The organism is Moraxella haemolytica (genome assembly GCF_030177935.1).
GTDB lineage: Bacteria > Pseudomonadota > Gammaproteobacteria > Pseudomonadales > Moraxellaceae > Moraxella > Moraxella haemolytica.
On record NZ_CP089974.1, the window covers coordinates 499,004 to 525,521 of the forward strand.

Consider the following 26,518-nt stretch of genomic DNA (forward strand, 5'->3'; position numbering starts at 1 on the left):
CATTATATTTTTTGTCGCTTTAATTGGCAAGTATTTTTTTAAGTAAGGATTTGTATGCAGGGTTTTGGTTTTCCAATTGAAACGATTGTAATATTTTTTGGTGTGATTGTCATTTCTGTTTATTTAGATTTATTTGCTCACAAAAACACTGCTGAAATTAGCATAAAAGATGCATCGCTTTGGTCTGTCTTTTGGATTGGTCTTGCGATACTATTTTATAGTTATTTGTGGTGGCGATTTACACCTGAATTTGCCAATCTTTATCTGGCAGGATATGTTCTAGAAAAGAGTTTATCCATTGATAACCTAATGGTCTTTATGGCAATTTTTTCATCATTTGGTATTGCAGGCAAGTTGCAACATCGAATTTTGTATTGGGGAATTATCGGTGCTTTGGCTTTTAGGGCGATATTTGTAGCAATCGGTACAGGGCTTTTTGTTGCCAGTCCTTGGGTTGGTTTCTTGTTCTCTGCATTTGTCATTTGGAGTGGGTTTAAAATGCTACAAGGCAGCGATGATGATAGTGAAGAAATTGAAGATTATTCTAATCATTGGAGCGTGCGATTGATGGGTAAATTTACACCTATTTATAGCCGACTTTTTGGCGATAAATTTTTTGTCAAACATGGTGAGCTTAATGCTGAACAATTAGCTGTAACGACAAGAAAAGGTTTGCGTTATGCCACCCCTGCTTTTTTGTGCCTAATGGCGATTGAGACATCTGATGTGGCTTTTGCTTTTGACTCTGTACCTGCGGTTATTGCGATCACTCAAGAGCCATTATTGGTGTATGCGGCAATGATTTTTGCCATTTTGGGGCTTAGAAGTTTGTATTTTGTACTAGCTGCATTAACCAAATATTTGGTGTATTTAGAAAAGGCGGTGGTTGCGTTATTGTTTTTTATTGGCTTTAAAATGGGTTTGCAGTCGTGGAATCATGCCATTAGCGACACAGGCATTCATATTTCAGCAAATACAAGTTTAATAATAGTTTTATCTGTTCTAGCAAGCGGTGTGATTGCATCGTTTATTTTTCCTGAAAAACAATAACTGTTTTTCTTTTTCACTTAACACAATGGAGAATGATTATGTCAGTATCTTTATCAAAAGGCGGTAATGTCAGCTTGAGCAAAAGCGACCCTAGCTTAACCAAGCTTATTATTGGTTTGGGTTGGGATGTGCGTTCAACTGATGGTGTGGATTTTGACCTTGATGGCAGTGCTTTTTTGTTGGCTAGCAACGATAAAGTGCGTTCAGATAATGATTTTATTTTTTATAATAACTTAAAGTCAATTGATGGTAGCGTGGAGCATACAGGTGATAATCGTACTGGTGAGGGTGATGGTGATGATGAAAGTCTAATCATCAATTTAGATAAAGTGCCAGCAGGTATTGAAAAGATTGCCATTACTGTAACCATTCATGATGCCGACATTAGAAGACAAAGTTTTGGTCAGGTTTCCAATGCATTTATTCGCTGTGTAAATGGGGTAAGTGACAGGGAAATCGCTCGTTTTGATTTAAATGAAGATGCTTCTACCGAAACCGCCATGATTTTTGGGGAAGTGTACCGCCATAATGGCGAGTGGAAATTCCGTGCTATCGGCCAAGGTTTTTCAGGTGGTTTAGGAGCTTTGGCACGCAATTATGGTATTAATATCTAATAAATAGCTATTGACAATAAAGAGCGGTTAATTATTCGCTCTTTATTTTTTAGGGTTGGTTCTTATGATTAGGAGTGCATAATGGCAATTGATGTAACCAAAAAACCAAAAATTTCACTGAGTAAAATTGTGCTAGAAAAATCTGGCGATGCAGCAAGAGTAGACTTATCCAAAAATAATGACAGTGCTATCGTTATTAATTTAAACTGGTCTCAAAGCAAAAAACCTAATGGATTGCTAGCTGGTTTATTCCAAAAACATCAAGAGATCGATTTAGATTTGGGTTGTTATTATCAATTAAAAAATGGTCAATCAGGTGTCATTGATGGCGTGCAATTTTCTCACAATCGTGGCGGAGCAAGAAACCAACAAACCGCACAAGGTTGTTATACACAATCACCTTGGGTATGGCATTGTGGAGATGATAGAGTTGGTAGTAGTGCGACTGGCGAAAGTATTCTGGTTAACCCACAGGGTATTTTAGATATTAGACAGCTAATCGTTTATTGTTTTATTTATGATGGGGTTGCCAAGTGGAATGAGTCTGATGCCATTGTAACAATAAAAATACCCAATCAACCTGATGTTGTGGTTGAAATGGGCAGACAGACTGATGGCAGAAAATTTTGTGCGATTGCTATGATTGATTTTTCTGGTAATCATATGACAGTACGCAAGCAAATTACCTTTCATCGTGGACATAAAGACTGTGACGATTATTATAAATGGGGTTTTAACTGGGGAGCTGGTTCTAAATAGTCTATTAATGTTTAAAAACCGCCTTAGTGCGGTTTTTTGTCATCTTTGAGTCTTTGTTTTATTAGAGTCATCACATTTAGCTTGGCAACTTTATCAAAATAATCATATACAAAAATATGATGCCTTGTTAAAATACAGTTAAATTCTAGAAACAAAATTTTATTAAGGAATATCCAATGAAGGCTGCTTTATCTTTGATGACGGTATTTGTTTTGTCAGGTTGTGTGGCAACACCCACCACGCAAACCAAAACTGCCAAACCTACAACTAAAATCAGTGAACGAAAAAAACAAGACATTGCCCCAGAAATTGGCTATGGTTTAACTGACCAAAAACTGACGCACGCCAAACATTTTATGGTAGCTACCGCTAATCCTATTGCCACGCAAGCAGGCTATGATATTTTATTAAAGGGTGGTACAGCCATTGATGCTATGATCGCTGTACAGAGCACGCTTGGCCTTGTTGAGCCGCAATCATCAGGACTTGGCGGTGGGGCATTTGTTGTCTATTGGGATAATAAAACTAAGCAATTAACAACTTTTGATGGGCGGGAAACTGCCCCACAAGCGGTTGATGGTGAGTTATTTATGAAGGATGGTAAGCCTATGGGCTTTATGGATGCAGTCGTTGGCGGTCGCTCGGTTGGTGTGCCTGCTATCCCCATGCTTATGGAAACCTTGCACAAAAAATATGGTAAATTAGCATGGCAAAGCCTATTTGATACACCCATTGGTTTAAGCAAAAATGGTTTTTATGTCTCAAAACGCATGGCAGACTCTATTAAAAGTAATCAAAAAACCTTAGCAAATTATAAATCAACTGCTGATTACTTTTTGCCAAATGGCAAACCTTTGCAAGAGGGTGATTTGCTAAAAAATAATGAATACGCAAATACCTTAAAAATGCTTGCTGCAGAAGGTTCACGCCCATTTTATCAAGGTCGGTATGCCCAAAACATCGTAGGTGTCGTCCAAAATAACAACGGTGCATTAAGTATGGCGGATTTTCATGATTATAAAGTCATACAAAAAGAGCCTGTCTGTGCCAATTACCGCAGCTATCAAGTGTGTGGTATGGACGCACCAAGCTCTGGGGGTATTGCGGTTGGGCAGATTGTCGGTGTGCTCAATCAATTTTCAAAAGAGCAATTACCAAAAGATGACCCAAACACGCTAAGAATCTTGGGTGATGCGTCAAGGCTTGCATTTGCTGACCGTGAAAAATATGTAGCTGACCCCGAATTTGTCAATGTGCCAAGCCAATTTTTGATGTCAGACCATTATCTAAAAAACCGTGCCAAACTTATCAAAAACAGCAATACTGCCCTTGATATGGTTCAAGCAGGCAATGTGCCCAATTTACAAAGCAAGTATGTTGCTGCCCCAAGTCTAGAATTACCGTCTACAAGCCATATTAGCATCGTGGATAAATATGGCAATGTATTATCCATGACCACATCAATCGAAAATGCGTTTGGTTCAGGGCTTATGGCGAATGGTTATTTATTAAATAACGAATTGACTGATTTTTCTTTTGAGCCAACCAAGAGCGGTAAATATGTCGCCAATCGTGTTGAAGGTGGTAAGCGTCCACGCTCATCAATGGCACCTACTATTGTGATGCTAGATGGTAAGCCGTATATGGCAGTTGGTTCGCCAGGCGGTAGTCGTATTATTGGCTATGTCGCCAAAACACTGGTGGCACATATTGATTGAGGTATGGATATTCAACAAGCGATTAATTACCCAAATGTTTTAAACCGCTTTGGTAATTATGAGCTTGAACAAAACAGTGATGCAATAGACTTTAATGATAAGCTCATTGAGTTTGGCTTTAAAACTGATATTCGGGATTTGAATTCAGGCGTTCAAGGTATTGTGATTACGAATGCAGGTCTATCGGGGGGTGCTGACCCACGCCGAGAGGGTAAGGTTATGGGGCGTTGATACTATTTTGCGATCATTTTAAATTCTAATAATCATAACAGCATAAGAGGTAGCTCAAGTAATCCGATAAATGATGCAGGTCTTTGAACGCATGTTTAGCTATCTTTTTTGGATTTTTTAAAGATGTTTAAGACCTGAGGCTATTTTGGTCTATTACTTAAGCTATGCCATATTACAAACTGTATCATCAAAATCATGTTATAATAAAGTGCTAAATGATTTGAAAAACTTGAGAAATTATGAAAGTATTGGGGCTTGAGACATCTTGTGATGAGACAGGGCTTGCGATTTATGATAGCCAAATGAATGATGGAAAGGGCGGTGTACTCGCTCAAGTGCTGTATAGCCAGATTGAACTGCATGCTACTTATGGTGGCGTTGTACCTGAGCTTGCTAGCCGAGACCATATTCGTAAACTTGTACCGCTTTTTCATGATTTGTTGGAGCAGGCGAATATCTCAAAGCACAAGATTAGTGCTATCGCCTATACCAAAGGTCCAGGATTGATTGGTGCTTTGATGACAGGAGCGTTGTTTGGGCGGACGCTTGCTTATGGGCTTGGCGTGCCCGCCATTGGTGTGCATCACATGGAAGGACATCTGTTAGCACCTTTGTTGGGTGATGATGTGGCATTTCCTTTTGTCTGTTTGTTGGTTTCAGGTGGGCATACCATGCTTGTGCGAGCAGATGGGGTGGGTCAATATGAAGTTTTGGGTGAATCTATTGACGATGCAGCAGGCGAGTGCTTTGATAAAGCAGCAAAGATGCTAAATCTGCCTTATCCGGGCGGTCCAAATATCGCACAACTGGCGGTCGGTGGGGATAAGAATGCCTATGAGCTACCACGCCCCATGTTGGGCAAAGGACTTGATTTTTCATTCAGTGGCATGAAAACTGCCATTCATAATGTCATCAAAGACACGCCAAATGCCGATAAGGACCCTGTGGTTCGTGCCAATATTGCAGCAAGTTTTGAGTTTGCAGTTGTTGATACACTGGTTAAAAAATGTATTAAGGCATTAAAGCAGACAGGACTAAAACGCCTTGTTATTGCAGGTGGTGTGTCCGCCAACAGTGAACTTCGATTAAATCTAGAAAAACAGCTCGCCAAAATTCATGCCACCGTGCATTATGCACCAAAAGAGCTATGTACGGATAATGGAGCGATGATTGCTTATGCAGGATACTGCCGTTTACAGATGGGGCAGAGTGATGGACTATCGGTTTCGTGTGTGCCCAGATGGGATATGCAAAGTTTGGCAGTCTAGTTGCCGTTTTGTTTGTTGGTTATTTGTGAGCCATGTGTCGGATTTTTGGTAAATTGAAGAAGCGTAAAGTAAAAATAGTTGGGCTTGTGAGGTAACTTGAATTATTTTCAATTATTTTTAAAAATATATCATTTTTATTCATCTAAGTTTTGTGGTTTAATATACATGTCTTTTAAGCAGTTGTGAAAAACAGCTGACAACCACTAAACATAGGTGATGACATGACAACACAATTTAAATGCCAAGTTCATACCCTTGAATTTGATGAAAATTATGAACCAGCCAGTAGTACTCGCTTAACCACTAACTTTGCCAACTTGGCTCGAGGCGAGAACCGCAAGCAAAACTTACAAAATGCCATTAACATGATTGACAATCGTTTTAATGATTTGGCAAATTGGGACAATCCTAATGGCGACCGCTACTCAGTAAAGCTAGACATTGTGTCTATTGATATTGATGTGGCAGGTAAGGGCGAGTTCTTCTCAGGTCTTGAATGGCTAAAAACTTCAGTGATTGACCATAAGACTGGCAAAACCATCGATGGCATCATCGGTAATAGCTTCTCATCTTTTGTGCGTGATTATGATTTTAGCGTGTTGCTTCGTGGATATAACGAAGGCAAGAGTGAGTTTAGCGTACCAGCAGGTTATGGCGATTTGCATGGCAAATTGTTCAAACTCATGGTAAACTCGCCAGAATACCAAGCTCAATTCAAAAAACCACCCGTCTTGTGCTTAAGCGTGGCAACCACCAGAACTTACCACAGAACAACCAACGCTCACCCAATTTTAGGTGTGGAATATGTGCAAAATGACTATTCATTGACTGATGAATACTTTGCCAAGATGGGCTTAAAGGTTCGCTACTTCATGCCGCCTAATTCGGTTGCACCGTATGCGTTTTATTTTGATGAAAATGCTGATTTGCTCAATGATTATACCAACCTTGAACTAATCAGTACGATTGCCACAATGGAAGCTTTCCAAAAAATCTATCGCCCAGAGATTTATAATGCTAACTCGGTGGCAGGGCAGGTGTATAAAGGTAGCTTGACTTATCAAGACTACTCACTGACCCAAGTTGAATATGACCGTGTGGAGCGTACCGAGCTTGCCATCAAGCAGGGTAAGCTTGCAGAAGAGCAGTTCATCAAGCCCTATAAAGAGATTTTGGATGCTTGGTTAAATGAAAAATAATTAACTTTGGTTCAAATCAGCTGATAGAATCATCGGCTGATTTGGCTTTTTTGTATCACATGAGATTTTAGGCTTTTAGGAAAACACAATGAGCAAACTTTTACTCCCTACTTCTACTGCCGGCAGTTTACCAAAACCTGCTTGGCTTGCCGAACCTGAAAAACTATGGTCGGAATGGAAATTCTCAGGCGATGAATTGCGACAAGCCAAGCAAGATGCCTTGTTGGTGTCACTTGCTGAGCAAGCCGCTGCTGGTATTGATATTGTGAGCGATGGTGAGCAGACTCGCCAGCATTTTGTAACGACATTCATCGAACATCTAGACGGTGTGGATTTTAATAAACGAGAGACTGTTCGTATCCGCAATCGTTATGATGCTAGCGTGCCTAGCGTGGTAGGGGTGGTATCACGCCCTAAATCGGTATTTGTGGAAGATGCCAAGTTCTTGCGTGCACATACCGATAAACTCATCAAATGGGCGTTACCTGGTCCGATGACGATGATTGATACGCTGTATGATGGGCATTATAAGAGTCGTGAAAAGTTGGCGTGGGAATTTGCCAAAATCCTAAACGATGAAGCAAAAGAACTAGAAGCAGCAGGCGTGGATATTATCCAGTTTGATGAACCTGCTTTTAATGTGTTTTTTGACGAACTTAGTGATTGGGGTGTGGCAGCTTTAGAGCGAGCAGTAGAGGGTCTAAACTGTCAAACAGCGGTACATATTTGCTATGGCTATGGCATCAAGGCAAATACCGATTGGAAGCAGACGCTAGGCAATGAGTGGCGGCAATACGAAGAGAGCTTCCCGTTACTACAAAAATCAAGCATTGATATCATTTCATTGGAATGTCAAAATTCTAAAGTGCCAATGGACTTGATTGAACTGGTGCGTGGTAAAAAAGTCATGGTGGGGGCGATTGATGTGGCAACCAATACCGTTGAAACACCAGAGCAGGTGGCGGATACTTTGCGTAAAGCTCTACAATTTGTGGATGCAGATAAGCTATATCCTTCTACCAACTGCGGTATGGCTCCTTTGTCTCGCACGGTGGCACGAGGTAAGCTCAACGCCCTTAGTCAAGGAGCACAGATTATCCGTACCGAATTGACAGCGAATCGCTAGGCGTATTTGTACATAAGGTGTGCATGTCGCACCTTATGTTTACTTTGATAAACACTGATTAGATTTTAAGAATTAACATGGTATCTGTAACAGATTTTAAAGATGCGATGGCAAAGCTAGCCACTGCCGTGCATGTCGTAACCACTGATGGCGAACATGGTCGCTACGGCTTTACTGCATCGGCAGTAGCAAGCGTTACCGACTCACCACCCACGCTTCTTGTGTGTATGAATACAAGCATTCGCTTTTATGAGGACTTTGTCAAAAATGGCGTACTGATGGTCAATACGCTAACTGCCAAGCAGTCGCATTTATCCAACGCCTTTGCATCTTCGTTGAGTGCAGAAGAGAGATTTGCTACTGCCAGTTGGACGACTTTGGCAACAGGTTCGCCACTTTTGGAAGAAGCTCTCATTGGTTTTGATTGTAAGATTCGTGAAATTAAGGAAGTAGGCACGCACGGCATCTTGATTTGTGAAATTGTGGCAATCAAGCATGGCGATAGTAATGAGGCGTTAACTTACTATGAGCGTGGATACCATCAAGTTGCCCCACAGACGGCATTATAGATTGATGTATTTATTGATGAAATTGCACAAAAGGGCGAATCTGTTCGCTCTTTTTTATGCCTGCTTTTTTATTGGCAATCAACTTATGTTTACTGCAATCACTCAGTATGGGTTGTTATCTTGTTGAGCTGATTTAAGGTGTTGATAAATTTATCTTGCTTAGATGATGCTATTTTGAGAAAATAGGCTGTTTGGTAGATGTATCGTTAATCATCAATCCACCCACTAACCTTAAAAAAGAGTTCGCCTTGCCGTTATCTGAATCATCTTTAAAATTTGAATCCTTACCAGGGTTCTTTGCCAGTCTATATTCTAATATCTTAGCTGCATTAAAAATGCTGGTTGGTAGTACTCGTGCATTTTCGCTGGTTAAGCCAACTTTTGGGCAGTTTATATTATTCTTATTGACAGCTTCAGGGTCAAACATTTTGTTTGGCTACTTGTCGGCACATGAAAGTGGCTATTTTAATGAACAAGGACTCATCAGTTATCTGATTTGGCCAGTCATTATCTTGGTGGCAGGCATCATTTTGGCAAAACGCACGATGAACTATTCGTTATTGTTTGTGCCTGTGATTTTGTGGCTGACTGCTGATACGATGCTTGTGTTATCACAAAGTGCCATCCAATTTTTGGATATTAAGGGTCTGTTGCCATCATCTTTATATGGTATTTTGCCTAATTTATTCATGTTGCTGTTTGTATGGCAGACGGCATCGTTGTTGTGGATTTTTGCCAAAAAGCTACATTGGCAGTGGTGGGAGCGACTGTTGATGATTGCTGGTGCGGTAGCATTACTGATTGTCTGGCAAAAAAACACCGCCGACCAACCGATTTTTAAGGTTAAGGAAGTTGTACCAACGCTAAGTGAGCAGCAGTTCTATGAGCAGTCAGCACTGCTGGAGCAAAAGCTATCTGCCATCGCCAAGGGGGTTAAGGGTAAGAGTGAGTGGTATTTTGTGGGGGTGGCAGGTTATGCAGAACAAAATGTCTTTGCCAAAGAAATTGAACAAGCACATCAGCTGTTTGAAGCTCGTTTTGGGGTAAAAGATCGTGCACTCATGCTGATTAACAACTTGTACACTTGGGATACTCATCCCATCGCCAGTCGCACAAGTTTGGCTCAGTCGCTAAAGAATATCGGCACAAAGATGAATCCTAATGAAGATGTGCTATTTTTGACATTAAGTTCACATGGGGCGGTTGATGAATCAGGTAGTATATTGGGGGATTTGGTGATGACTAACCCTCCTTTGACGCTTGACTCCATTGATCCTGTGTGGCTTCGTGGAGCACTTGATGCATCAGGTATTCGCTGGCGTGTTATTGTGGTGTCATCGTGCTATTCAGGGTCGTTCATTCAGGCTTTATCAAGTCCGACTACCGCCATCATTACCGCCAGCCGACCTGATCGTGCATCTTTTGGTTGTAGCAATGACGCTGACATGACTTATTTTGGTCGAGCATTTTTTGCAGAGAGTATGCGTGAACAAACGACGTTAACTGGAGCATTCTCTCAGGCTCGTCGCCGTATTGGCGAGCGAGAAGCACTCATGGGATTTGAGCCATCTGAACCGCAAATGGTGATGGGAGCGATGATGCAAATCGCTTTACCTGAGCTTGAAAAAACATTGTTTGATCGCACCAATAGCCTAAGTGTAAAGTTGCCTAAGTTTGATCACCTAGAGATTGTTAAATAAAAAAATCCTGCCTAATGGCAGGGTTTTTTATGGATTAACTCTTTGGAATGATTAAAGTATATATTTGATAAAACTAATTGATGAGTTGATATATATCATAAATTCAGATATATGTATAAAAAATTGTGAATAATGTTTGCATTTTATTTAATTTTTGATTATATTATCCTTGCTAATAAAGGCATTAACAGAAATTATGAATTTCTATTAATAAAATATTTTTTATTGTCAACATAGGAAGATTGCCATGACTATTCAAGCTACTATCGCTAAAATTGAGCAAAACTACGCTCATCAGCCAGAATTTATCCAAGCTGTTAAAGAAGTTGCCATGACTATCGAGAAGGTCTATGGCGATAACCCAAAATACGAAGCCTTGCAGGTATTTGAACGCCTATGTGAGCCTGATCGTATCATCTCATTCCGTGTAAACTGGGAAAACGATAAGGGTGAGATTCAAGTAAACCGTGGCTGGCGTGTACAGTTTAGCAATGCCATCGGTCCTTATAAAGGCGGTATCCGTTTCCACCCGACCGTAACCGAAGGCACTCTAAAATTCTTAGGTTTTGAGCAAATTTTCAAAAATGCCCTAACTGGTTTGCCAATGGGTGGTGCTAAGGGTGGTTCAGACTTTGACCCTAAAGGCAAGAGCGAGGCTGAGATCCGCCGTTTTTGCTACGCATTCATGCGTGAGCTTCATAAAAATGTCGGCAAAGATATGGATGTGCCTGCAGGCGATATCGGTGTGGGCGGTCGTGAAGTGAACTATATGTTTGCGATGTACAAAAACCTAACTCGTGAGTTTGAGGGGGTGCTAACTGGTAAAGGCGTAGGTCATGGTGGTTCGCTCATTCGTACTGAGGCGACAGGTTATGGACTTGTTTACTTCCTTGATAATATGCTAAAAGTCAACAACGATAGCCTAGAAGGCAAAACCGTCCTAGTATCAGGTGCGGGTAATGTGGCACAGTACGCTGCCGAAAAATGCCTACACTTGGGTGGTAAAGTCATCACTTTCTCTGACTCAAAAGGCACGCTCGTTGATAAAGATGGCTTCACCCAAGAGAAGATTGACTGGGTTAAAGCTCACAAAGAAAATGGCAAAGCTTTGGCTGACTATGTATCAGAGTTTGGTGGCGAGTGGTTAGAAGGTCAAAAGCCTTGGCAGTTTGATGCTGAAGTGGCTCTGCCTTGTGCCACCCAAAACGAAGTTAATGCTGACAATGCCAAAGCCCTTGTGAAGCATGGCGTCAAATATGTTGGCGAAGGTGCAAATATGCCACTGACAGCCGAAGCGATTGATATTGTGCGTGACAATGGCATCGCTTATGCTCCTGGTAAAGCTGCCAATGCTGGCGGTGTGGCGGTATCTGGTCTTGAGATGAGCCAAAACTCAGTGCGTAAGTACAAGTCTTTTGAGGATTTGGATTTGGAACTTCAAAAAATCATGAAAAATATTCATGAAAGTGCCAAGGCTGCTGCTGAAGAGTACGGCACAACCGAAGGTGCGATTGACTATATGACAGGTGCTAATGTGGCAGGCTTTACCCAAGTTGCCAATGCACTTGTGGCTTACGGTTATCTATAATCGCTCTTTTGTTAATGAATAAATACTATTAACAAGTTTTACTAAAATAAACACCCCAAAAGCCAGATGCCTTTGGGGTGTTTTTTATGACAACATATAATCATCTGTTATAAGGCATGATTTATGACGGATTATCTGTGAAGAATTATAATCTTGGTGGCATGATTGAATCAAACTAAAGCAAAAGATGGCTTTACCAAGAGCTCACCCCAACCAAAAGGCATCAGAAGTTGGGGTGATTGGTTGATTTAATTCTTGGGCAATGATGATTTATGATATTTAATGTGTGTGATGCGAGCTGTGATTTTGATGTTGGGTATGGCTGTGATTGTCTTGCGTGTGATGGTGTTCAGTAAAGCTATGCTCGGTGTGATGATTGTGAATATGATGTTGGTGGTTGCCAACGAAATGACCATGCCCAGTGTGGTCGTGTCCGTGCATCATGTGCATGATGGTGGGCGATAAAGCAACCAAAATCCCTGATATTAGCATTAATGCACCACTGAACTTGCGTAGGTTGAATTTTTTTACCGTTTTTTGCAAAAAGGCAAGTATGCTATCAGTAGCGATAAGCATCGGCAGTGAACCTAAGCCAAAAAATAGCATGAATGTCGCACCAACCAAAGCATGGGTATGTAGGCTTGATATGCTGACCGCCATAACCAATGCACCATACACTAAACCACAAGGCAAAAACCCCCACAATATTCCTGCTAAAAATGCCTTAGAAGGACTATCAATGGGCAAGACCTTTTGACGCACTGGAGCAAGTTTGTTCCATAGTCCTAGACCTAATTTTTCAAGGCGGTTTAAAGCAGGTAAGCCAAGCATGAGCAGGGCAGCAAAGATGAGAGCCGCTCCAAGCAAAATTCGTGGCATGGCGTTATTTGTTAAAAATGGTGCAATGAGCTGGCTACCTATAAGCGTTGCCAACACGCCCAATGCCATATAACTGGTCAGTCTGCCAAGATGATAAGTGGCAACCAAAAGTCTTCTTTTGGCGGGTGAAAGATGTCGCATTGAGATGCCAAATGCAGTAACAATACCACCACACATACCCAAGCAATGTGGCGAACCAAAAAAGCCCATAGCAAGGGCTGCCAGTAATAAAGAAGCTGTCATGAACCACCTTCAGGATATGTTAATTTACATGGTTGTTTGGATTGTTGGCTAGGGATTTTCGGCGTGCTTGCCTGTCATCTAAGATAATCTGTTCTGGTGCGTTGTCTAGGTCTTCAAACTGATTGGATTTCACAGCGTACCAAATCGCCCAAATCGCCACAATGAACAAGATAAGACTTAAAGGAATGAGCAAGTAGATACTAGGCATAATAATCCTTGTTATAAATTGATGACAAACTGCCAATCATCATGATATGGCTTTATTATAACATACTATGGCAGGTATTACCAATAAAGAGCTTGCTTATGAGTGATTTTTTACTGGGCGACCACAATGGCACATGGCAGATGGTGCAGGCTTTTAATGGTTTTGGTTGCATTGCCATGATTGTTGATTGCATTTATCAAGACATACAGCTGATGGGTAGCATATCGTGCTGTTGTGTGGGCAGTGTATCACTGGGTTTGGCAATATCTTGCACCGTAAATGGTGTCTTTAGTAGCTGAAATAACCGCCCAATCTCGCCAAAATCCCCTGCTAGCACGGCATCTATTGCGTCTTGTGCCATACTATTTCTAAGTATGTACACAGGATTGGTTTGTTTCATAAGACAGGTGGCATCTGTTTTATTTGTGGTGTGTTCGATGAGCTGTATGTATCTTGTCGTCCAATCCATCCATGAAGTTTGACCATCTTGAGCGTCTATCTCTGCTGTGAGTGTGTCTAATAGTGCTTGCTCGTGTGGCGATGGCATATTATCCACTAGGGCAATGAGTGCCCGAAAACTGTTGGTATAATCAAGTTCATAAGTTTTTAAGAGACTTACAAATTCATAGGCAAGATTGACGCTGTCTTGGCGATGAGGCAGTCCTAATTTTTTGCATATCCCTTCATTATAAGTATGATAAAAAGTCTCTTGGTAACTATCCAGGCTTGCCATCATGGTTTCTTGTTTTATTGACAGCAAGGCAAAGCAAGATAGCCATTTTTGTAAATTCCAATGCCCAATGGTTGGTTGGTTTTGATAGGTATAGCGACCATGATGGTCGGAGTGGTTATTGATCCAAGTTGGGTTAAACCGCTCCATCATGCCAAAAGGACCAAAGTCTAGTGTTGAGCCTGTAATGTTTAGGTTGTCTGTGTTCATCACACCATGACTAAAGCCGATAAGCTGCCAATGGGCGATGAGCTTGGCGGTATTTTGACAAACCTGTTTTAAAAATTCATCAAGGTCATTTTTGGGTAAATGTGGATAATAAGTTGCAAGCATCTCGTAGGTAAATTCGCTAAATAGCTTAGGCTGGTATGCTGCAATCCATTCAAAATGCCCAAAACGCACATGGCAATCATTGACTCGTAGCAGGCTTGCGGCTTTGACCATCTGTATGCGAGCAATCAGCGTGTCTGAGACAACAAAACCTAAAGCGTTTGAACTTTTGATGCCTAGGCTAGATAGGGCATGACCGCCTAGATACTCACGCACGGTACTATCGACCATCGCTCGCCCATCACCAAAGCGAGAAAAAGGCGTGCGTCCTGAACCCTTTAAGTGCAGGTCGGTGAGTTTGCCATCTTTATTAATAACTTGAGTGAGTAATAGACCTCGTCCATCGCCAAGCTGTCCTGCCCATTGTCCAAACTGATGTCCTGCATAAACCATCGCCAATGGACAAAACTCATCAGCAAAAGCATTATTATCTCCACCAATGATGCCTTGCCAATCAAGTGCGTCAAAGGGAATATCAAAAATACGCTCATACAAGTCATGATTAAAATGCACCAGTAAGGGATTTTCTAGCGGTAGGGCGGCTTGCCTGTGGTATAAGATGGGGTCTAGAGTGAGATAATGATGATGGTATTTCATGGGTATGCTCGTTAATTTAGCCCATTGTATCACAAACAGCCATAAAAAACCCTTTGTCATTGAACAAAGGGTAAGGAGAAAAACGATGTTGGTACTTATTGGACCGATTTACCTTTTAACTGCAAGTAAGCATTCTCAATGCGTTCACTGTGTGCCAAGATTTTGGCTTCTACTTGAGCAAATTGTTCCTTTAATTTCTCATCGGCTTCATGCAGACGATTGACAAATTCGGTACGCTTAAGTTCAACAGATTTTGCTTTTAGAGCGTGCCATTCTTCTACCGTTTGGGTGAACGCATCATATTCGGCACTGATGCGTTCTTTAAAGGCAAGCAGGCGATCATCTAGACTCTTTTCGTTGCTTTTTTCAATGCGAGCTTGGGCACGCTTGAACTGCATGATGACTTCGGCGTGCTTGATGGTTACATCATCAACTCGTTTTAGGTCTTTGGCAAGTCCGACTTTGTGTAGCATGCTGATGAACCATTTGGTTGGGTCGTATTGCCACCATTTTACGCCATTGCGATAGTCATATTGAAAGTAATGATGGTAGTTATGATAACCTTCACCCCAAGTAAAGATGGCAAGAATTGGGTTGTCTCGTGCGGTGTTTTCATCAGTATATGGTCTGCTGCCAAACATATGGCACAGCGAGTTGATAAAAAAGGTGAAGTGATGAGTTAGCACCATACGAAGCAGACCTGCAATTAAAAAAGTGCCAAGCATATCGCCCGTCAATATACCTGCCAAACCAACCACCACGATATTGGTTAAGATTACCCAGATGCCATAATATTTATGCTGAAGTTGTAGTAGTTTATCTTTTTTAAGGTCGGGAATATTTTTGTAGTCGTATTGACCGCTTGGATATTTACGAAGCATCCAATTCATATGGCTAAACCAAAAACCACGCTGTGATGAGTATGGGTCATCATACTCATCGTCAACATGACGATGATGAGTTCTGTGTCCAGAACACCAGTCAAAGGCTGAACTCTGTACAGCTAAGGTTGCCCCAAGCAACAAGAAGTATTTGATGATGGGGTGTGCCTCATAGGATTTGTGTGCCCATAGGCGATGATAACCTGCTGTAATGGATAGCCCTGTCCACGCCATAAAGAAAGCAAAAGCTGTCCAAACGGCAGGATTGACACCATGTGTCCACAGATACCAAGGCACAAGTACGATGGCAAGCAGCGGGGTTGATAGCAAGACAATGGCTGGCACCCAGTTGATGGGGGCGTTCTCAAAGGCTTGCGGATTTCTTTCGACGCTCATGTTGGGGTCCTGTTGGTCAAAATAGACTGGAATGATGGTTAGTAATATTATTATATTGTAGCCTAATTTTTTAAAAAAGTGAACATTTATTCACATTAAATTAACTGAACTTTATAAATGTTATTATTGATTTTATCAATCATATCGTAAATTTTGATTGGCGGTGGCTTTTGAGAGTTTTTCGATGAATTTTTAAGAAGTTTTTGGTGAAATTGGTGTTTTTTGTGGTGTGAGTTTGTTATAATTTTTTGTTAGCTTGCTTGCTAGACAACAGACGCTTTTGGGCATTGTAGAGATTGTATTTACTAACTGGTTGATGCAGGCAGCTACTTGGTTTAATTTTGTAAGGACTGATATGTCAAATCGCAAGGAATTATTTGAAATTAGGGAAACTAAAATCCTGCAAGCTGCTGAGCAACTCATCTTAGAATCAGGCGAAGGCGATTTGACATTAGATAGCTTAGCGTGGCATTTGGATTTGGCAAAAGGCACACTGTACAAGCATTTTGCCAGTAAAGATGAACTGTTACTTAGGATTCTCATTGACCATGAAAAACGGCTATTCGCCATGAATCAGACCCAAGATGGGGCGGCAGCAGGCGTTGCTCGCATGGTATTACAACAACTACGACTGCCACAACGAGCGATGCTGTTTAACCATATTGAAGAGCGTCTGGCGGGTACATCGTCAGGGCTTAATAAGATATTTGCCGAGCTATATCGTATCCGCCGTGAACGCATGAAAAGACTGCTTGAAATCGCTGAACAGTATCTAAAGGAACAAAAAAGTGCGATGACGGTGCGAGATTATGTGGCGAGCATTTGGGCGGTCGGTCAAGGCGGTGCAGGATTGCTCAATTCAAGTTTTTATCAGCGGTATTTGGGTAGTAGGGAGACTTTAAAATATGCTCTTGTGCAACAACTGCTTGATTTACCAAAACTGTATCCACTTGATCGTGCTGATTGATGAGTCTGACGCTTGTCATCATGCTTGCTTTGGCAGGCTTTGTTTTTGATATTTTGACAAAAATGGCGTCAGCATGATTGTTGATGCTGACGCCAGTCATGGGTTGTTTGTGTTTATTTATAAGGATGGTTTTTGACACGCTAAAAGTCGGTAAGTCTAGATTGATATTGCTTCATCATCAAGATTGCTCACTGGTTCCTAGGTACATACCGTCATTTTTAGCAAGGATTGGGTGATCGGTATCTTTAATATTGGCTCTTAACATCATGTAGCCTGCAACACCAGAGATGAGCGAACCTAAGATGATGCCTAATCGTGGGTCGTAATCTTCAGGAATGCCACCAAAGGCAAGACCCGATATGAATAGCGACATGGTAAAGCCGATACCGCACAGCAGTGATACCCCATATATCTGTTTAAGATTTGTCCCTTTGGGTAGTTGTACTAAGCCTAATTTTACCACCAAGAGTACAGGTAGCATAACGCCAATTTGCTTGCCGACAAATAGACCTAGTGCAATACCTAACGGCACACCATGAATAAGACTATCTAAATTCGTACCGGCAAGAGAAATACCTGCATTGGCAAAAGCAAATAGTGGCAAGATACCAAAGGCAACGGTGTTGTGCAAGTCGTGCTCTAGCTCTTCTAATGGCGAGTGTTCTGGGTCTTTTTTATTGCGAAGTGGGATAAAGAGTGCCAACAACACCCCTGCCAATGTTGCGTGTACGCCTGATTTTAACATTGCAGCCCACAACACCGCACCGATCAGTAGATAGGGCGTTAAACGCACAACATTAAGGCGGTTTAAGATGAATAAAAACGGCAGACAAACAGCCGCAATACCTAGCGAAACCAAGGACAGCTCGGAGGTGTAAAATAGTGCGATGATAATGATTGCCCCCAAGTCATCAAAAATGGCGATGGATACCAAAAATACTTTTAGGGCGTTGGGTACTCGGTTACCAAGTAGGCTTAATACGCCGATAGCAAAGGCAATGTCGGTGGCAGTTGGAATCGCCCAGCCTTGCATGGCAATGGCATTACCGTGATTTAGTCCTGTATAAACTAAGGCGGGAGCTATCATACCACCTACTGCACATAAGGCAGGCAGGATAATCTGCTTGACATCAGACAGCTCGCCAATGAGGGCTTCTCGCTTTAGCTCTAGCCCCACCAAAAAGAAAAAGACTGCCATTAGTCCATCGTTAATCCAATGATGGGCATCTTTATTGATGCTAAATTCGCCAATCTGAACCACAACGGGGGCATGAATAAAGCTGTTATAAAAGTCATACAAGGGTGAGTTAGCGACAATCATTGCCAAGATAGCAGCGACCGCCAACACAATGCCTCCAGCGGCTTCTAATTCAAAAAATGCTTTAATTCGGTTCATTGGCATAAGTATTATTCTCTTGACTAAAAAATAAACAATCTTAGAAATATATCATAAAAACTGATGGGGCTAAAGGTCTTTTATGATATTTTGCGTAAAAAATTATAAAAAATATCATTTTATGCTTTTGATGAGTAGACTAGAATTTGATGGCGTCTATGGCAAAATCACGGCGAGCGATATTGAGCATTTGCCAACTGATTGCGTTATTAACTTGGCAATAAAAACCGTCAGCTTGTTGGTTGGGCTACTAAAATTACAACTGGTCTGATGACCTAATATTTTATTGGTATTAAAAAATAGGACAGGCTAGATAAAACATCAATCATACTAGGTAGGGCAAAAGCGTTCCACACCCACGCCTAATCTGTGCTAAAATATGCACTATTTTTAACCTTTACATCTCTTATAATGAATCACGCCTTCCAGACCAAAAATATACTCCTTGCCATCACAGGTGGTGTCGCCGCTTATAAATCTGCTGCTCTTGCTCGCTTGCTCATGAAGGCGGGGTGCAATGTGCGTGTCATGATGACTGATGCGGCGTGCCAGTTCATCACGCCTTTAACTTTGCAGGCATTGACGGGTCAAGAGGTGCATACTCAGCTACTTGATGAGCAAGCAGAGCGAGGCATGGGGCATATTGAGCTTGCCAAGTGGGCAGATGTGGTGGTGATTGCCCCTGCTACAGCCAATATGATTGGTAAACTGGCTGGTGGCTTAGCAGATGATTTGGTGGGTACGGTGTGCTTGGCAACTACCGCACCAATTTTGATTGCCCCTGCGATGAATCAGGCGATGTATGGACAAAAAGTCGTCCAAGAAAATCTGCATAAATTACAAAAATTTGGTCATATAATCCTAAATCCTGACAGTGGCGAGCAGGCGTGTGGCGATGTGGGAGCTGGCAGATTGCCCGAACCTGAAGATTTGTGCGAGCGAATTTTGGGTTATTTGCGTCGTTGTTCAATACCCCAAAATTTGACAGGCAAGACCGTTGTTATCACCGCAGGGGCGACAGTAGAATCCATTGACCCTGTGCGTTACCTATCCAACCATTCTACAGGAAAAATGGGCTATGCCATCGCTCGTGCCTGTCTGGATATGGGTGCAAAGGTTATTATTATTGCAGGTAAATCGGTTCATCTGCCCACGCCAATAGGTGCGGATAAAATCACCATCACAACGGCAGATGAGCTGTTGGTTGCTTGTCAAAGTGTGATGCGTGATGATGGCGATACCATCTTTATCGCCACCGCTGCCGTTGCTGATTATAAAGTCAAAACTGTCGCTACCCAAAAAATCAAAAAAAATGCTGATAATGACGCTCTGGTCTTAGAGCTTGTCAAAAATCCTGATGTGCTTGCCACTATTGCCAAAGAATTCCCCCGTGCTTTTATGGTTGGGTTTGCTGCTGAGACTCAAGATACCGAAAATTATGCCAAATCCAAGCTTGTCAGTAAAAACTTGGACATGATAGCGGTAAACGATGTGTCAGATACTTCCATTGGCTTTGGTGCAGATGATAATGCCATGACGGTGTTTTTTGCTCAAGCCTACGCCAAAGACAAAAGACTACTTGCTAAGGCAAGCAAAGATGATATCGCAGCTCAGCTTGTTTTGATGATTGGTGAAACAATGCTGTTAAAACAAGCCCAATTTAATCAACAAAGCCAAGCTAAGAGCATGATAGTATGAAAACCTTGACGCTGGAGGTGTGGTTGATCGCCTTATTTTTGGTGGCGTCATTATTGCTGGTATTGCAGGCATGGGTTTTCCGCTCATTACTATTGGTGCATTAAGCTCGCCTTATGGTTTGGCAGAAGCGATTATCATTGTGCTGATACCAACAACGGTGTTAAACCTAATTGCATGGCTGTTTGGCAATGGTAGTATTTGGCATAACTTTAGCCATTACCTTAGAAAATACTGGATGTTGATTGTTGTTTCGGTGATTGGTAGTGCTTTGGGTGTGTATCTGCTACTTATTATGAACTCAGCATATCTGATGTTGACTTTGGCCGCTGCGGTGCTGTGGTACGCCATCATGAGTCTTTTGGGTAAAAAAATCGTTCTGCCTAATAACCTAGTATCATTGATGATAATTGGTCTGGTTGCAGGTGTGATTGGTGGGGCGACCAACGCCATGTCATCGGTGTTATTGATGTACTTATTATCCATCAGTGATGATAAATTTACCATCATCAAGCTAGGCAATCTATGCTATTTTGTTAATAAACTAGTACAAGCCATCATTTTAAAAGATGCCATCATGAGCGTGCCAAGCCAAACTTGGGTTGTGATTGCTTTCTTAACGGTGTTGTCTGTGGTAGGGATTGTGCTTGGTGGACGGCTTGGCAGTTGTTTACCCAAAGAAAAATTTCGCTTATTGACTTTGGTGATTTTGTTGCTACTTGGCATAAAAGTTGGTTATCAAGCGGTGCAAATGCTATGGTTATCTTAGTGGCGGATTATTTTGGTGTGGGTCTTTCACAAAACATAAAAATTGATTGGCAAATCCAAAAAAATGGTGTATTTTATTAGAAAATTTTAATCGCAATATTTGGCGTTATGTAATATTGTGCCGATAGGTCGAATGAGATCGGCCGCTTCATGTGAAAAAGGAATAGATTATGACGACATCTAACTTCGCACTCCCAAAAGATCGCTTGTGGTATAAGACCTACGAACAGTATGGCGTTGATTATGATTTTGAGATACCAGAACATATTAATTCGTTGGCGGATAGTTTTGAGGAGTATATCGCCACTCATAGAGAGAATAATGTGCTAACTTTCATGGATAAGTCCATGACCTATAGCGAGTTAGATGTAGCAAGTTTAAAGATTGCAGCGTATTTGCAGTCGCTAGGGCTACAAAAGGGCGATAAAGTAGCGGTCATGATGCCCAATGTGCCACAATATCTCATCACGATGTTTGGTATTATTCGTGCAGGTTATACACTAGTCAATGTCAATCCGTTATACACTAGCCATGAGCTTGAGCATCAGCTCAATGATAGCGATACCAAAGTATTATTCATCTTGGAAAACTTCGCCAAAACTTTTGCTGATGTCAAAAACAAGAGGCAGGTAAAGCATGTCGTGGTCGCCAGTATTGGCGATATGTTGGGTCTAAAAGGCTTGGTGGTAAATCTGGTCGTCAAATACATCAAAAAAATGGTACCAAGCTATCAGTTGGATAATGCCGTCAGCTTTAAAGAGGCGTTAAACAAAGTTCCGCACAGTAATTATAAACGCCCACAATTAGAACTTGATGATGTGGCAGTGTTGCAATACACAGGTGGTACAACTGGTGTGGCCAAAGGTGCGATGCTGACCCATCGCAATATTATTGCCAATGTTAGACAGGCAAGCAACTTCGTGCAAACGGCATTTCCTAATGGCGTAACAAAAGGCGAATATGTAACGATTGCTCTACCACTTTATCACATATTCTGCTTCATGGTGAGCCTGTTGGCGATGCGTATCGGTTTTTCGTTATTGTTGATTCCAAATGCTCGTGATTTTAACGACTTAACCAAACAGCACAGCAATTATCGCCCAGCTTTCTTTATGGGCGTTAATACGCTATTTAATGCACTGACGAACCATGAAGGCTTTAAGAATATTGACCACAGCAACTTAAAGTTTAGTCTTGCAGGGGGTATGTCTGTCTTACCCAGTACTGCCAAAGCGTGGGAAGATATGACAGGTTGTTATATCACCGAAGGTTATGGACTATCAGAGACTTCGCCTGTACTGACTGTTACGCCACCACCGGCAGGCTATTCCGGCAGAATCGGTGTTCCTTTGCCACACACAGATATCCGCTTGCTTGATGATGCGGGCAACGAAGTGCCATTTGGTGAGCCGGGTGAAATCTGTGCCAAAGGTCCACAGGTCATGAAAGGCTACTATAAGCGAGATGATGAAACCGCCAAAGTGATGACTGATGATGGATTTTTCCGCACAGGCGATATTGGCATTATTGATGAAGAAGGGTATATCAAGATTGTTGACCGCAAAAAAGATATGGTCTTGGTGTCTGGCTTCAATGTCTATCCAAACGAAGTTGAAGCGGCAATCTCCGCTCATCCAAAAGTGCTAGAATGTGGGGTTATTGGTGTGTCGGATGAGTATAGCGGTGAAATGGTGAAAGCCTATATTGTTAAAAAAGACGAAACTTTAACTGAGCAGGAAATCAAACAATGGGCAAAAGAACAGCTAACAGGCTATAAACGCCCAAAAATCATTGAGTTCATCAATGAATTGCCAAAATCAAATGTCGGTAAGATTTTGCGTAAGGATTTGCGTAAGCTTGAAGAACAAAATAAACAATAAGTTGCCATTGGCGATGTAGTTTTAAAGAAAAAGACCTAAGTGGGTCTTTTTCTTTGGATAATGTTTTGTATTATTGGGCGGAACTTGATAGAATATCCTTGCATTAACAAACATAAAAAATGAGTAAAAATCATGCGATACAATAACCGTGCATTCAATGAAATGCGTCCCATCTCATTCACCAGAAATTACACCAAGCACGCTGAAGGTTCGGTATTGGTATGCTTTGGCGATACCAAAGTGCTGTGTACTGCTAGCATTGAAGCGGGCGTACCACGCTGGCTAAAAGGGCAGGGTCAAGGTTGGCTGACAGCTGAGTACGGTATGTTGCCTCGTGCCACAGGCACACGCACCCAACGAGAGGCGGCTAAGGGCAAGCAATCTGGACGCACCCAAGAGATTCAAAGACTTATTGGACGCTCTTTGCGTGCGATGCTTGATTTATCAAAACTGGGAGAAAATACCATCTACATTGACTGCGATGTCATTCAGGCAGATGGCGGTACTCGCACAGCAAGCATTACAGGGGCGGCGGTAGCACTCATTGATGCCCTAGAGACTTTGCAACGAGACAAAAAAATAACCCAAGACCCATTATTAGGCTTGGTTGCGGCGGTGTCTGTTGGCATCAAAGATGGTCAGGCTTATTTGGATTTGGATTATAGTGAAGACTCAACTTGTGATACCGACTTGAATGTGGTAATGACGCAGGCGGGTGGCTTTATTGAGATTCAAGGGACGGCAGAAGAAAAGCCCTTTACGCCTGATGAAGCAAATGAGATGCTTGCTTTGGCATATTCTGGTATTCGCACACTGATTGATGCACAGCAAAAGGCATTGGGCTGGTGATGCAGGTTATAGAAGATGGTGTGCAAATAAGGCTGATAGGCAAGACTTGCGATTATTTGTTTATTTGGGCATTGGCCATGCTACTTTGTTCGGTGCTAGTAGCGGTGATTTGCTTTACCATGCCTGTTCCTTATGCTATCGGTGCGGTGGCATTATGGGCGGTGCTGATGTATTTTTTTAATCAAAAAAAACATACCGCCAAGACGCAACAATACCATGCTCAAGGTCTGCTTGTGATAAAACAAGGATTCTTTAGTATCAATGGCATGAATGTTAGGCTAAGTGAGAATGCTTGGATACAGGCTGACCAAGCCCAGCTAACCATTTGCGATAAAGGATACTGCCATCACTTTGTGGGCTTTGCTGATGAACGAGAAGTTGTCATTGCCAAAGCGGTGCTTGAGGGGCAAAAAATAGCCATCAGACAAACAACCATCAAGATGGGCACACCCTCTTGATGGTTTTTTAAATATGGGTTTGGTTGGCAATTAAAATGGTTTGACCACCACCAGTACAACTACTGCTACAAGAATAAAAACAGGAACCTCATTAAACCATCGCCAATAGACATGGCTTTTTAACTTGGGGTTATCCATCAGACGCATCCGAAAACGCCCGCATAGCAGGTGATAGATGGTTAGGAGAATGACAAGTGTGAGCTTGGCATGTAGCCAGCCTTGTGTTTTGTACACCTGCCAATTCATGATGACCATTGATAGACCTAGCACCCATGTGGCTATCATTGCAGGAGTCATAATCCCACGATACAGCTTACGCTCCATAACAACAAAGCGATCTAGGCTTATCCTATCCTCACTCATGGCGTGATAGACGAAGAGGCGAGGTAAATAAAAAATCCCTGCAAACCAGCAGATCATCGAGATGATATGAAAAGCCTTAATATAGTCAAACATGAGAAGCCATCAGCAATATAAAAATTGTAGATAAAATAAAAAGTGGCATGATACCACTTTTTATTTGACTTTGAAAGTTGATTATTCAAAGAGGTTATTAAAACGCCCATGCGGTACTGATGAAGCCACCAGTATTGGTATCTGTACCATGCTTGCCATCTAGATGTGTAGCATAAGCACCCACGCCTATTTGGGTGCGACCGATTTGACCTTTTAGACCCAATGTGGCACTTGTGGTATGAACTTTATCACCCACGACAGTGGTGTTAAAGCCTTTGGCGTATTCAGGCACTGATGTGAGAGCGGCATTGATCACACGGTCATTTTCCTTAAACTCGTGAGTATGGCTTACTCCACCTGTAAAAGTTACCTTTGGCGTGATGACATAATCCATATCAATGCCAACCTTACCTTGCAAGGAGTTGATGTCTTGCTTATGGAATCTCATGGCGGTAGACAGTGCAAGTTGGTCTTCTGTCAGTGCGTTTAAGGCTACTTTTTGCGTGTTAACACCAATATAAGGGCGAATGCTTGCTTTGTCTAAACTGATGTTATAGCCAGCTTGCATACCAGCATGGAAGCGTCTGGCAGCTGCATTGGCACTGTGCTGGCGTGCTTCACCTTTCCAAGCGATTCGGCGATTGGTATTGACTGTTAGGCGATCGATGCCTGCATTCATACCTAGGTATAGATTGTTGAATACATGGCGATGATATACACCAACACCAATGTTCTTAGCCTCTGCACTTAAGGTATTAGATAGGGCATAATCTTGGTTTTGATGGCTCAGATATGCTCCTGTATGGCTACGCTCGCCTGCAATGTCGAGCCCTGTGGTAAGCGAACCATTGCTACCTGCAAGAGCATCTACCCATATACCATGTTTTTGACCATTTAAACGATTTAGGCGACGGCTTAGATGCTCATTGTTAATGGTACCTGTATTAAGTATCTGCTGAGGCAGTTTGCTCACTTGAGTAGGTGCATCAATGATGGAGCGGTAATACTGTGCCAAGATATGGTGAGTGCGTCCTGATGGATGAATTTCATCAGCAAAGGCGAAGTCTTCATTGGCTGTAGGGGTCTGCCAAGAGCTTTGGTCGCAAGTAACTGAAATTAATGATGATGGTAATTGTGGATGAATAGGCTTGCATCCGTAGGTGTCGGTATGTTTAAAGCCAAAAGCCTCTTTGTTGCTTACTGCTTCTTGAAGCAGGGCAAAAGTGTTGGCAGGAATGACATTTGCGTCGCTTTGATTGAGACCGGTGTATAGTGTGCTGTTGTAGTATTGAGCGGCAATGGTGGCAGATGCTTTGTTTGGGTCATTAATCATACGAGGAGTTAGACTGACATCAGGTAGATTTGGCACCAAGATTTGCTTTGCTCCTGAGTCGCTTAGACGCTTGACTGATTGTATTTCAGACTGTGCAGCATCTTGTAGAATTTTAATAGAATCTAAGATGCTGTGTTTTTTATCACTGGCTTCTAGTAGGTCATTTGCACCAATCCAAACGGCATAAAGTGCTTTGGGGTCAGCTTTATCATGTTTGTTAAAATAACTGTCAATTTGTTGTTTTACAGAGGGGCTTGTGGCAATACCAAGAGGTTGCACCACCTCGAATTCTGCTCTAGCACCACCAACAGCATAGTTTGTTCCTGTTAGTGTTTGGTTGTCATTAGGTTCGGCAGTATGTCCATAAGAGCGAGCAAGTACGCCAGCCCATGTTGTATCAGGGTTTGTGGTAAAAGAAGGCTGAGCCTTTGTATTAAAGATAAGTCCAATTAAGCCACTATCGTTGATTTGTTTAGCAAAATTACCTGTGTCCGACAGACTGTCTCCAAATACAATGACTTGGCTGTACGGCTGTGCATGAGTACTTAGAGCAAGGGATATGGTCAAGCCTAGGGCTGACTGTTTAAGTAAGGTGGATTTTTTCATGGGATTTAATCTCTTTGAGTGGAA

The 26,518-nt window shown here is 42.0% G+C and carries 26 protein-coding genes; 18 read left to right on the forward strand and 8 right to left on the reverse strand.

Annotated elements, in window-relative coordinates; all coding sequences use genetic code 11:
• The first annotated feature begins 54 nt into the window (after nucleotides 1–54).
• The 11 genes from LU276_RS02305 to gdhA all read left to right on the forward strand — a co-directional run bounded on the left by LU276_RS02305 (nucleotide 55) and on the right by gdhA (nucleotide 11,822).
• Nucleotides 55–1,050: a TerC/Alx family metal homeostasis membrane protein gene (locus LU276_RS02305; protein ID WP_284674069.1), complete on the forward strand. Its 996-nt coding sequence runs from the start codon at nucleotides 55–57 to the stop codon at nucleotides 1,048–1,050.
• 38 nt (nucleotides 1,051–1,088) lie between these two features.
• Nucleotides 1,089–1,664 (forward strand): TerD family protein, encoded by a 576-nt coding sequence (locus LU276_RS02310; RefSeq protein ID WP_284674070.1) that lies wholly within the window; start codon nucleotides 1,089–1,091, stop codon nucleotides 1,662–1,664.
• An 81-nt stretch (nucleotides 1,665–1,745) separates the two neighbouring features.
• Nucleotides 1,746–2,423, forward strand: coding sequence for a hypothetical protein (locus LU276_RS02315; RefSeq protein WP_284674071.1), 678 nt, complete (start codon nucleotides 1,746–1,748; stop codon nucleotides 2,421–2,423).
• Nucleotides 2,424–2,599: 176 nt separating this feature from the next.
• Nucleotides 2,600–4,141, forward strand: a complete 1,542-nt coding sequence (gene ggt / locus LU276_RS02320) for a gamma-glutamyltransferase (RefSeq protein ID WP_284674072.1) — start codon at nucleotides 2,600–2,602, stop codon at nucleotides 4,139–4,141.
• Nucleotides 4,142–4,144: 3 nt separating this feature from the next.
• Nucleotides 4,145–4,372: a gamma-glutamyltransferase gene (locus LU276_RS02325; protein ID WP_284674073.1), complete on the forward strand. Its 228-nt coding sequence runs from the start codon at nucleotides 4,145–4,147 to the stop codon at nucleotides 4,370–4,372.
• Between the two features lie 239 nt (nucleotides 4,373–4,611).
• Nucleotides 4,612–5,640, forward strand: a complete 1,029-nt coding sequence (gene tsaD / locus LU276_RS02330; protein WP_284674074.1) for a tRNA (adenosine(37)-N6)-threonylcarbamoyltransferase complex transferase subunit TsaD — start codon at nucleotides 4,612–4,614, stop codon at nucleotides 5,638–5,640.
• Between the two features lie 221 nt (nucleotides 5,641–5,861).
• Nucleotides 5,862–6,839 (forward strand): DUF1852 domain-containing protein, encoded by a 978-nt coding sequence (locus LU276_RS02335; protein WP_284674075.1) that lies wholly within the window; start codon nucleotides 5,862–5,864, stop codon nucleotides 6,837–6,839.
• 88 nt (nucleotides 6,840–6,927) lie between these two features.
• The gene (locus LU276_RS02340; protein ID WP_284674076.1) at nucleotides 6,928–7,965 is read left to right on the forward strand and encodes a methionine synthase; all 1,038 of its coding nucleotides are present in this window, start codon (nucleotides 6,928–6,930) and stop codon (nucleotides 7,963–7,965) included.
• 77 nt (nucleotides 7,966–8,042) lie between these two features.
• A complete protein-coding gene (locus LU276_RS02345; protein WP_284674077.1) occupies nucleotides 8,043–8,534 on the forward strand; it encodes a flavin reductase family protein in 492 nt (163 codons plus the stop codon).
• Nucleotides 8,535–8,782: 248 nt separating this feature from the next.
• Entirely contained in the window at nucleotides 8,783–10,234 is a 1,452-nt protein-coding gene (locus LU276_RS02350) for a C13 family peptidase (protein WP_284674078.1), read from the forward strand.
• Between the two features lie 247 nt (nucleotides 10,235–10,481).
• Complete coding sequence (gdhA, locus tag LU276_RS02355; RefSeq protein WP_284674079.1) at nucleotides 10,482–11,822, forward strand: NADP-specific glutamate dehydrogenase; 1,341 nt, start codon at nucleotides 10,482–10,484, stop codon at nucleotides 11,820–11,822.
• A 279-nt stretch (nucleotides 11,823–12,101) separates the two neighbouring features.
• Here the strand turns inward: gdhA and LU276_RS02360 are convergent, their stop codons facing one another.
• The 5 genes from LU276_RS02360 to LU276_RS02380 all read right to left on the reverse strand — a co-directional run bounded on the left by LU276_RS02360 (nucleotide 12,102) and on the right by LU276_RS02380 (nucleotide 16,086).
• On the reverse strand, nucleotides 12,102–12,944 hold the full coding sequence (locus LU276_RS02360; RefSeq protein ID WP_284674080.1) for a sulfite exporter TauE/SafE family protein: 843 nt from the start codon (nucleotides 12,942–12,944) through the stop codon (nucleotides 12,102–12,104).
• A 19-nt stretch (nucleotides 12,945–12,963) separates the two neighbouring features.
• The gene (gene ccoS, locus LU276_RS02365; protein WP_284674081.1) at nucleotides 12,964–13,152 is read right to left on the reverse strand and encodes a cbb3-type cytochrome oxidase assembly protein CcoS; all 189 of its coding nucleotides are present in this window, start codon (nucleotides 13,150–13,152) and stop codon (nucleotides 12,964–12,966) included.
• A gap of 55 nt (nucleotides 13,153–13,207) precedes the next feature.
• Nucleotides 13,208–13,330: a hypothetical protein gene (locus tag LU276_RS02370; RefSeq protein ID WP_284674082.1), complete on the reverse strand. Its 123-nt coding sequence runs from the start codon at nucleotides 13,328–13,330 to the stop codon at nucleotides 13,208–13,210.
• Between the two features lie 18 nt (nucleotides 13,331–13,348).
• Nucleotides 13,349–14,809 (reverse strand): protein adenylyltransferase SelO family protein, encoded by a 1,461-nt coding sequence (locus LU276_RS02375; RefSeq protein ID WP_284674083.1) that lies wholly within the window; start codon nucleotides 14,807–14,809, stop codon nucleotides 13,349–13,351.
• A 95-nt stretch (nucleotides 14,810–14,904) separates the two neighbouring features.
• On the reverse strand, nucleotides 14,905–16,086 hold the full coding sequence (locus tag LU276_RS02380) for an acyl-CoA desaturase (RefSeq protein WP_284674084.1): 1,182 nt from the start codon (nucleotides 16,084–16,086) through the stop codon (nucleotides 14,905–14,907).
• A 355-nt stretch (nucleotides 16,087–16,441) separates the two neighbouring features.
• Between LU276_RS02380 and LU276_RS02385 the strand changes: the two genes are divergently transcribed.
• Nucleotides 16,442–17,053, forward strand: coding sequence for a TetR/AcrR family transcriptional regulator (locus LU276_RS02385; RefSeq protein WP_284674085.1), 612 nt, complete (start codon nucleotides 16,442–16,444; stop codon nucleotides 17,051–17,053).
• A gap of 178 nt (nucleotides 17,054–17,231) precedes the next feature.
• On the opposite strand, the gene nhaA is transcribed toward LU276_RS02385, so the two are convergent.
• Nucleotides 17,232–18,455: a Na+/H+ antiporter NhaA gene (gene nhaA, locus LU276_RS02390; RefSeq protein ID WP_284674086.1), complete on the reverse strand. Its 1,224-nt coding sequence runs from the start codon at nucleotides 18,453–18,455 to the stop codon at nucleotides 17,232–17,234.
• 124 nt (nucleotides 18,456–18,579) lie between these two features.
• Between nhaA and LU276_RS02395 the strand changes: the two genes are divergently transcribed.
• From LU276_RS02395 to LU276_RS02420, 6 genes are all read left to right on the forward strand, one after another.
• Nucleotides 18,580–18,720 carry a hypothetical protein gene (locus LU276_RS02395; protein WP_284674087.1) on the forward strand — a complete coding sequence of 47 codons (141 nt, stop codon included), beginning with the start codon at nucleotides 18,580–18,582 and terminating at the stop codon, nucleotides 18,718–18,720.
• A 140-nt stretch (nucleotides 18,721–18,860) separates the two neighbouring features.
• Entirely contained in the window at nucleotides 18,861–20,147 is a 1,287-nt protein-coding gene (coaBC, locus tag LU276_RS02400; protein WP_284674088.1) for a bifunctional phosphopantothenoylcysteine decarboxylase/phosphopantothenate--cysteine ligase CoaBC, read from the forward strand.
• 19 nt (nucleotides 20,148–20,166) lie between these two features.
• Entirely contained in the window at nucleotides 20,167–20,913 is a 747-nt protein-coding gene (locus LU276_RS02405) for a sulfite exporter TauE/SafE family protein (protein WP_284674089.1), read from the forward strand.
• Nucleotides 20,914–21,082: 169 nt separating this feature from the next.
• Nucleotides 21,083–22,792: an AMP-binding protein gene (locus LU276_RS02410; protein WP_284674090.1), complete on the forward strand. Its 1,710-nt coding sequence runs from the start codon at nucleotides 21,083–21,085 to the stop codon at nucleotides 22,790–22,792.
• A 132-nt stretch (nucleotides 22,793–22,924) separates the two neighbouring features.
• Nucleotides 22,925–23,641: a ribonuclease PH gene (rph, locus tag LU276_RS02415; protein ID WP_284674091.1), complete on the forward strand. Its 717-nt coding sequence runs from the start codon at nucleotides 22,925–22,927 to the stop codon at nucleotides 23,639–23,641.
• Entirely contained in the window at nucleotides 23,641–24,099 is a 459-nt protein-coding gene (locus LU276_RS02420; protein WP_284674092.1) for a hypothetical protein, read from the forward strand. The genes rph and LU276_RS02420 overlap by 1 nt, the downstream gene beginning before the upstream one ends.
• 30 nt (nucleotides 24,100–24,129) lie before the next feature.
• On the opposite strand, the gene hemJ is transcribed toward LU276_RS02420, so the two are convergent.
• The gene (gene hemJ / locus LU276_RS02425; protein ID WP_284674093.1) at nucleotides 24,130–24,555 is read right to left on the reverse strand and encodes a protoporphyrinogen oxidase HemJ; all 426 of its coding nucleotides are present in this window, start codon (nucleotides 24,553–24,555) and stop codon (nucleotides 24,130–24,132) included.
• A 97-nt stretch (nucleotides 24,556–24,652) separates the two neighbouring features.
• The gene (locus LU276_RS02430) at nucleotides 24,653–26,494 is read right to left on the reverse strand and encodes an autotransporter domain-containing protein (protein WP_284674094.1); all 1,842 of its coding nucleotides are present in this window, start codon (nucleotides 26,492–26,494) and stop codon (nucleotides 24,653–24,655) included.
• Between the last annotated feature and the right edge of the window lie 24 nt (nucleotides 26,495–26,518).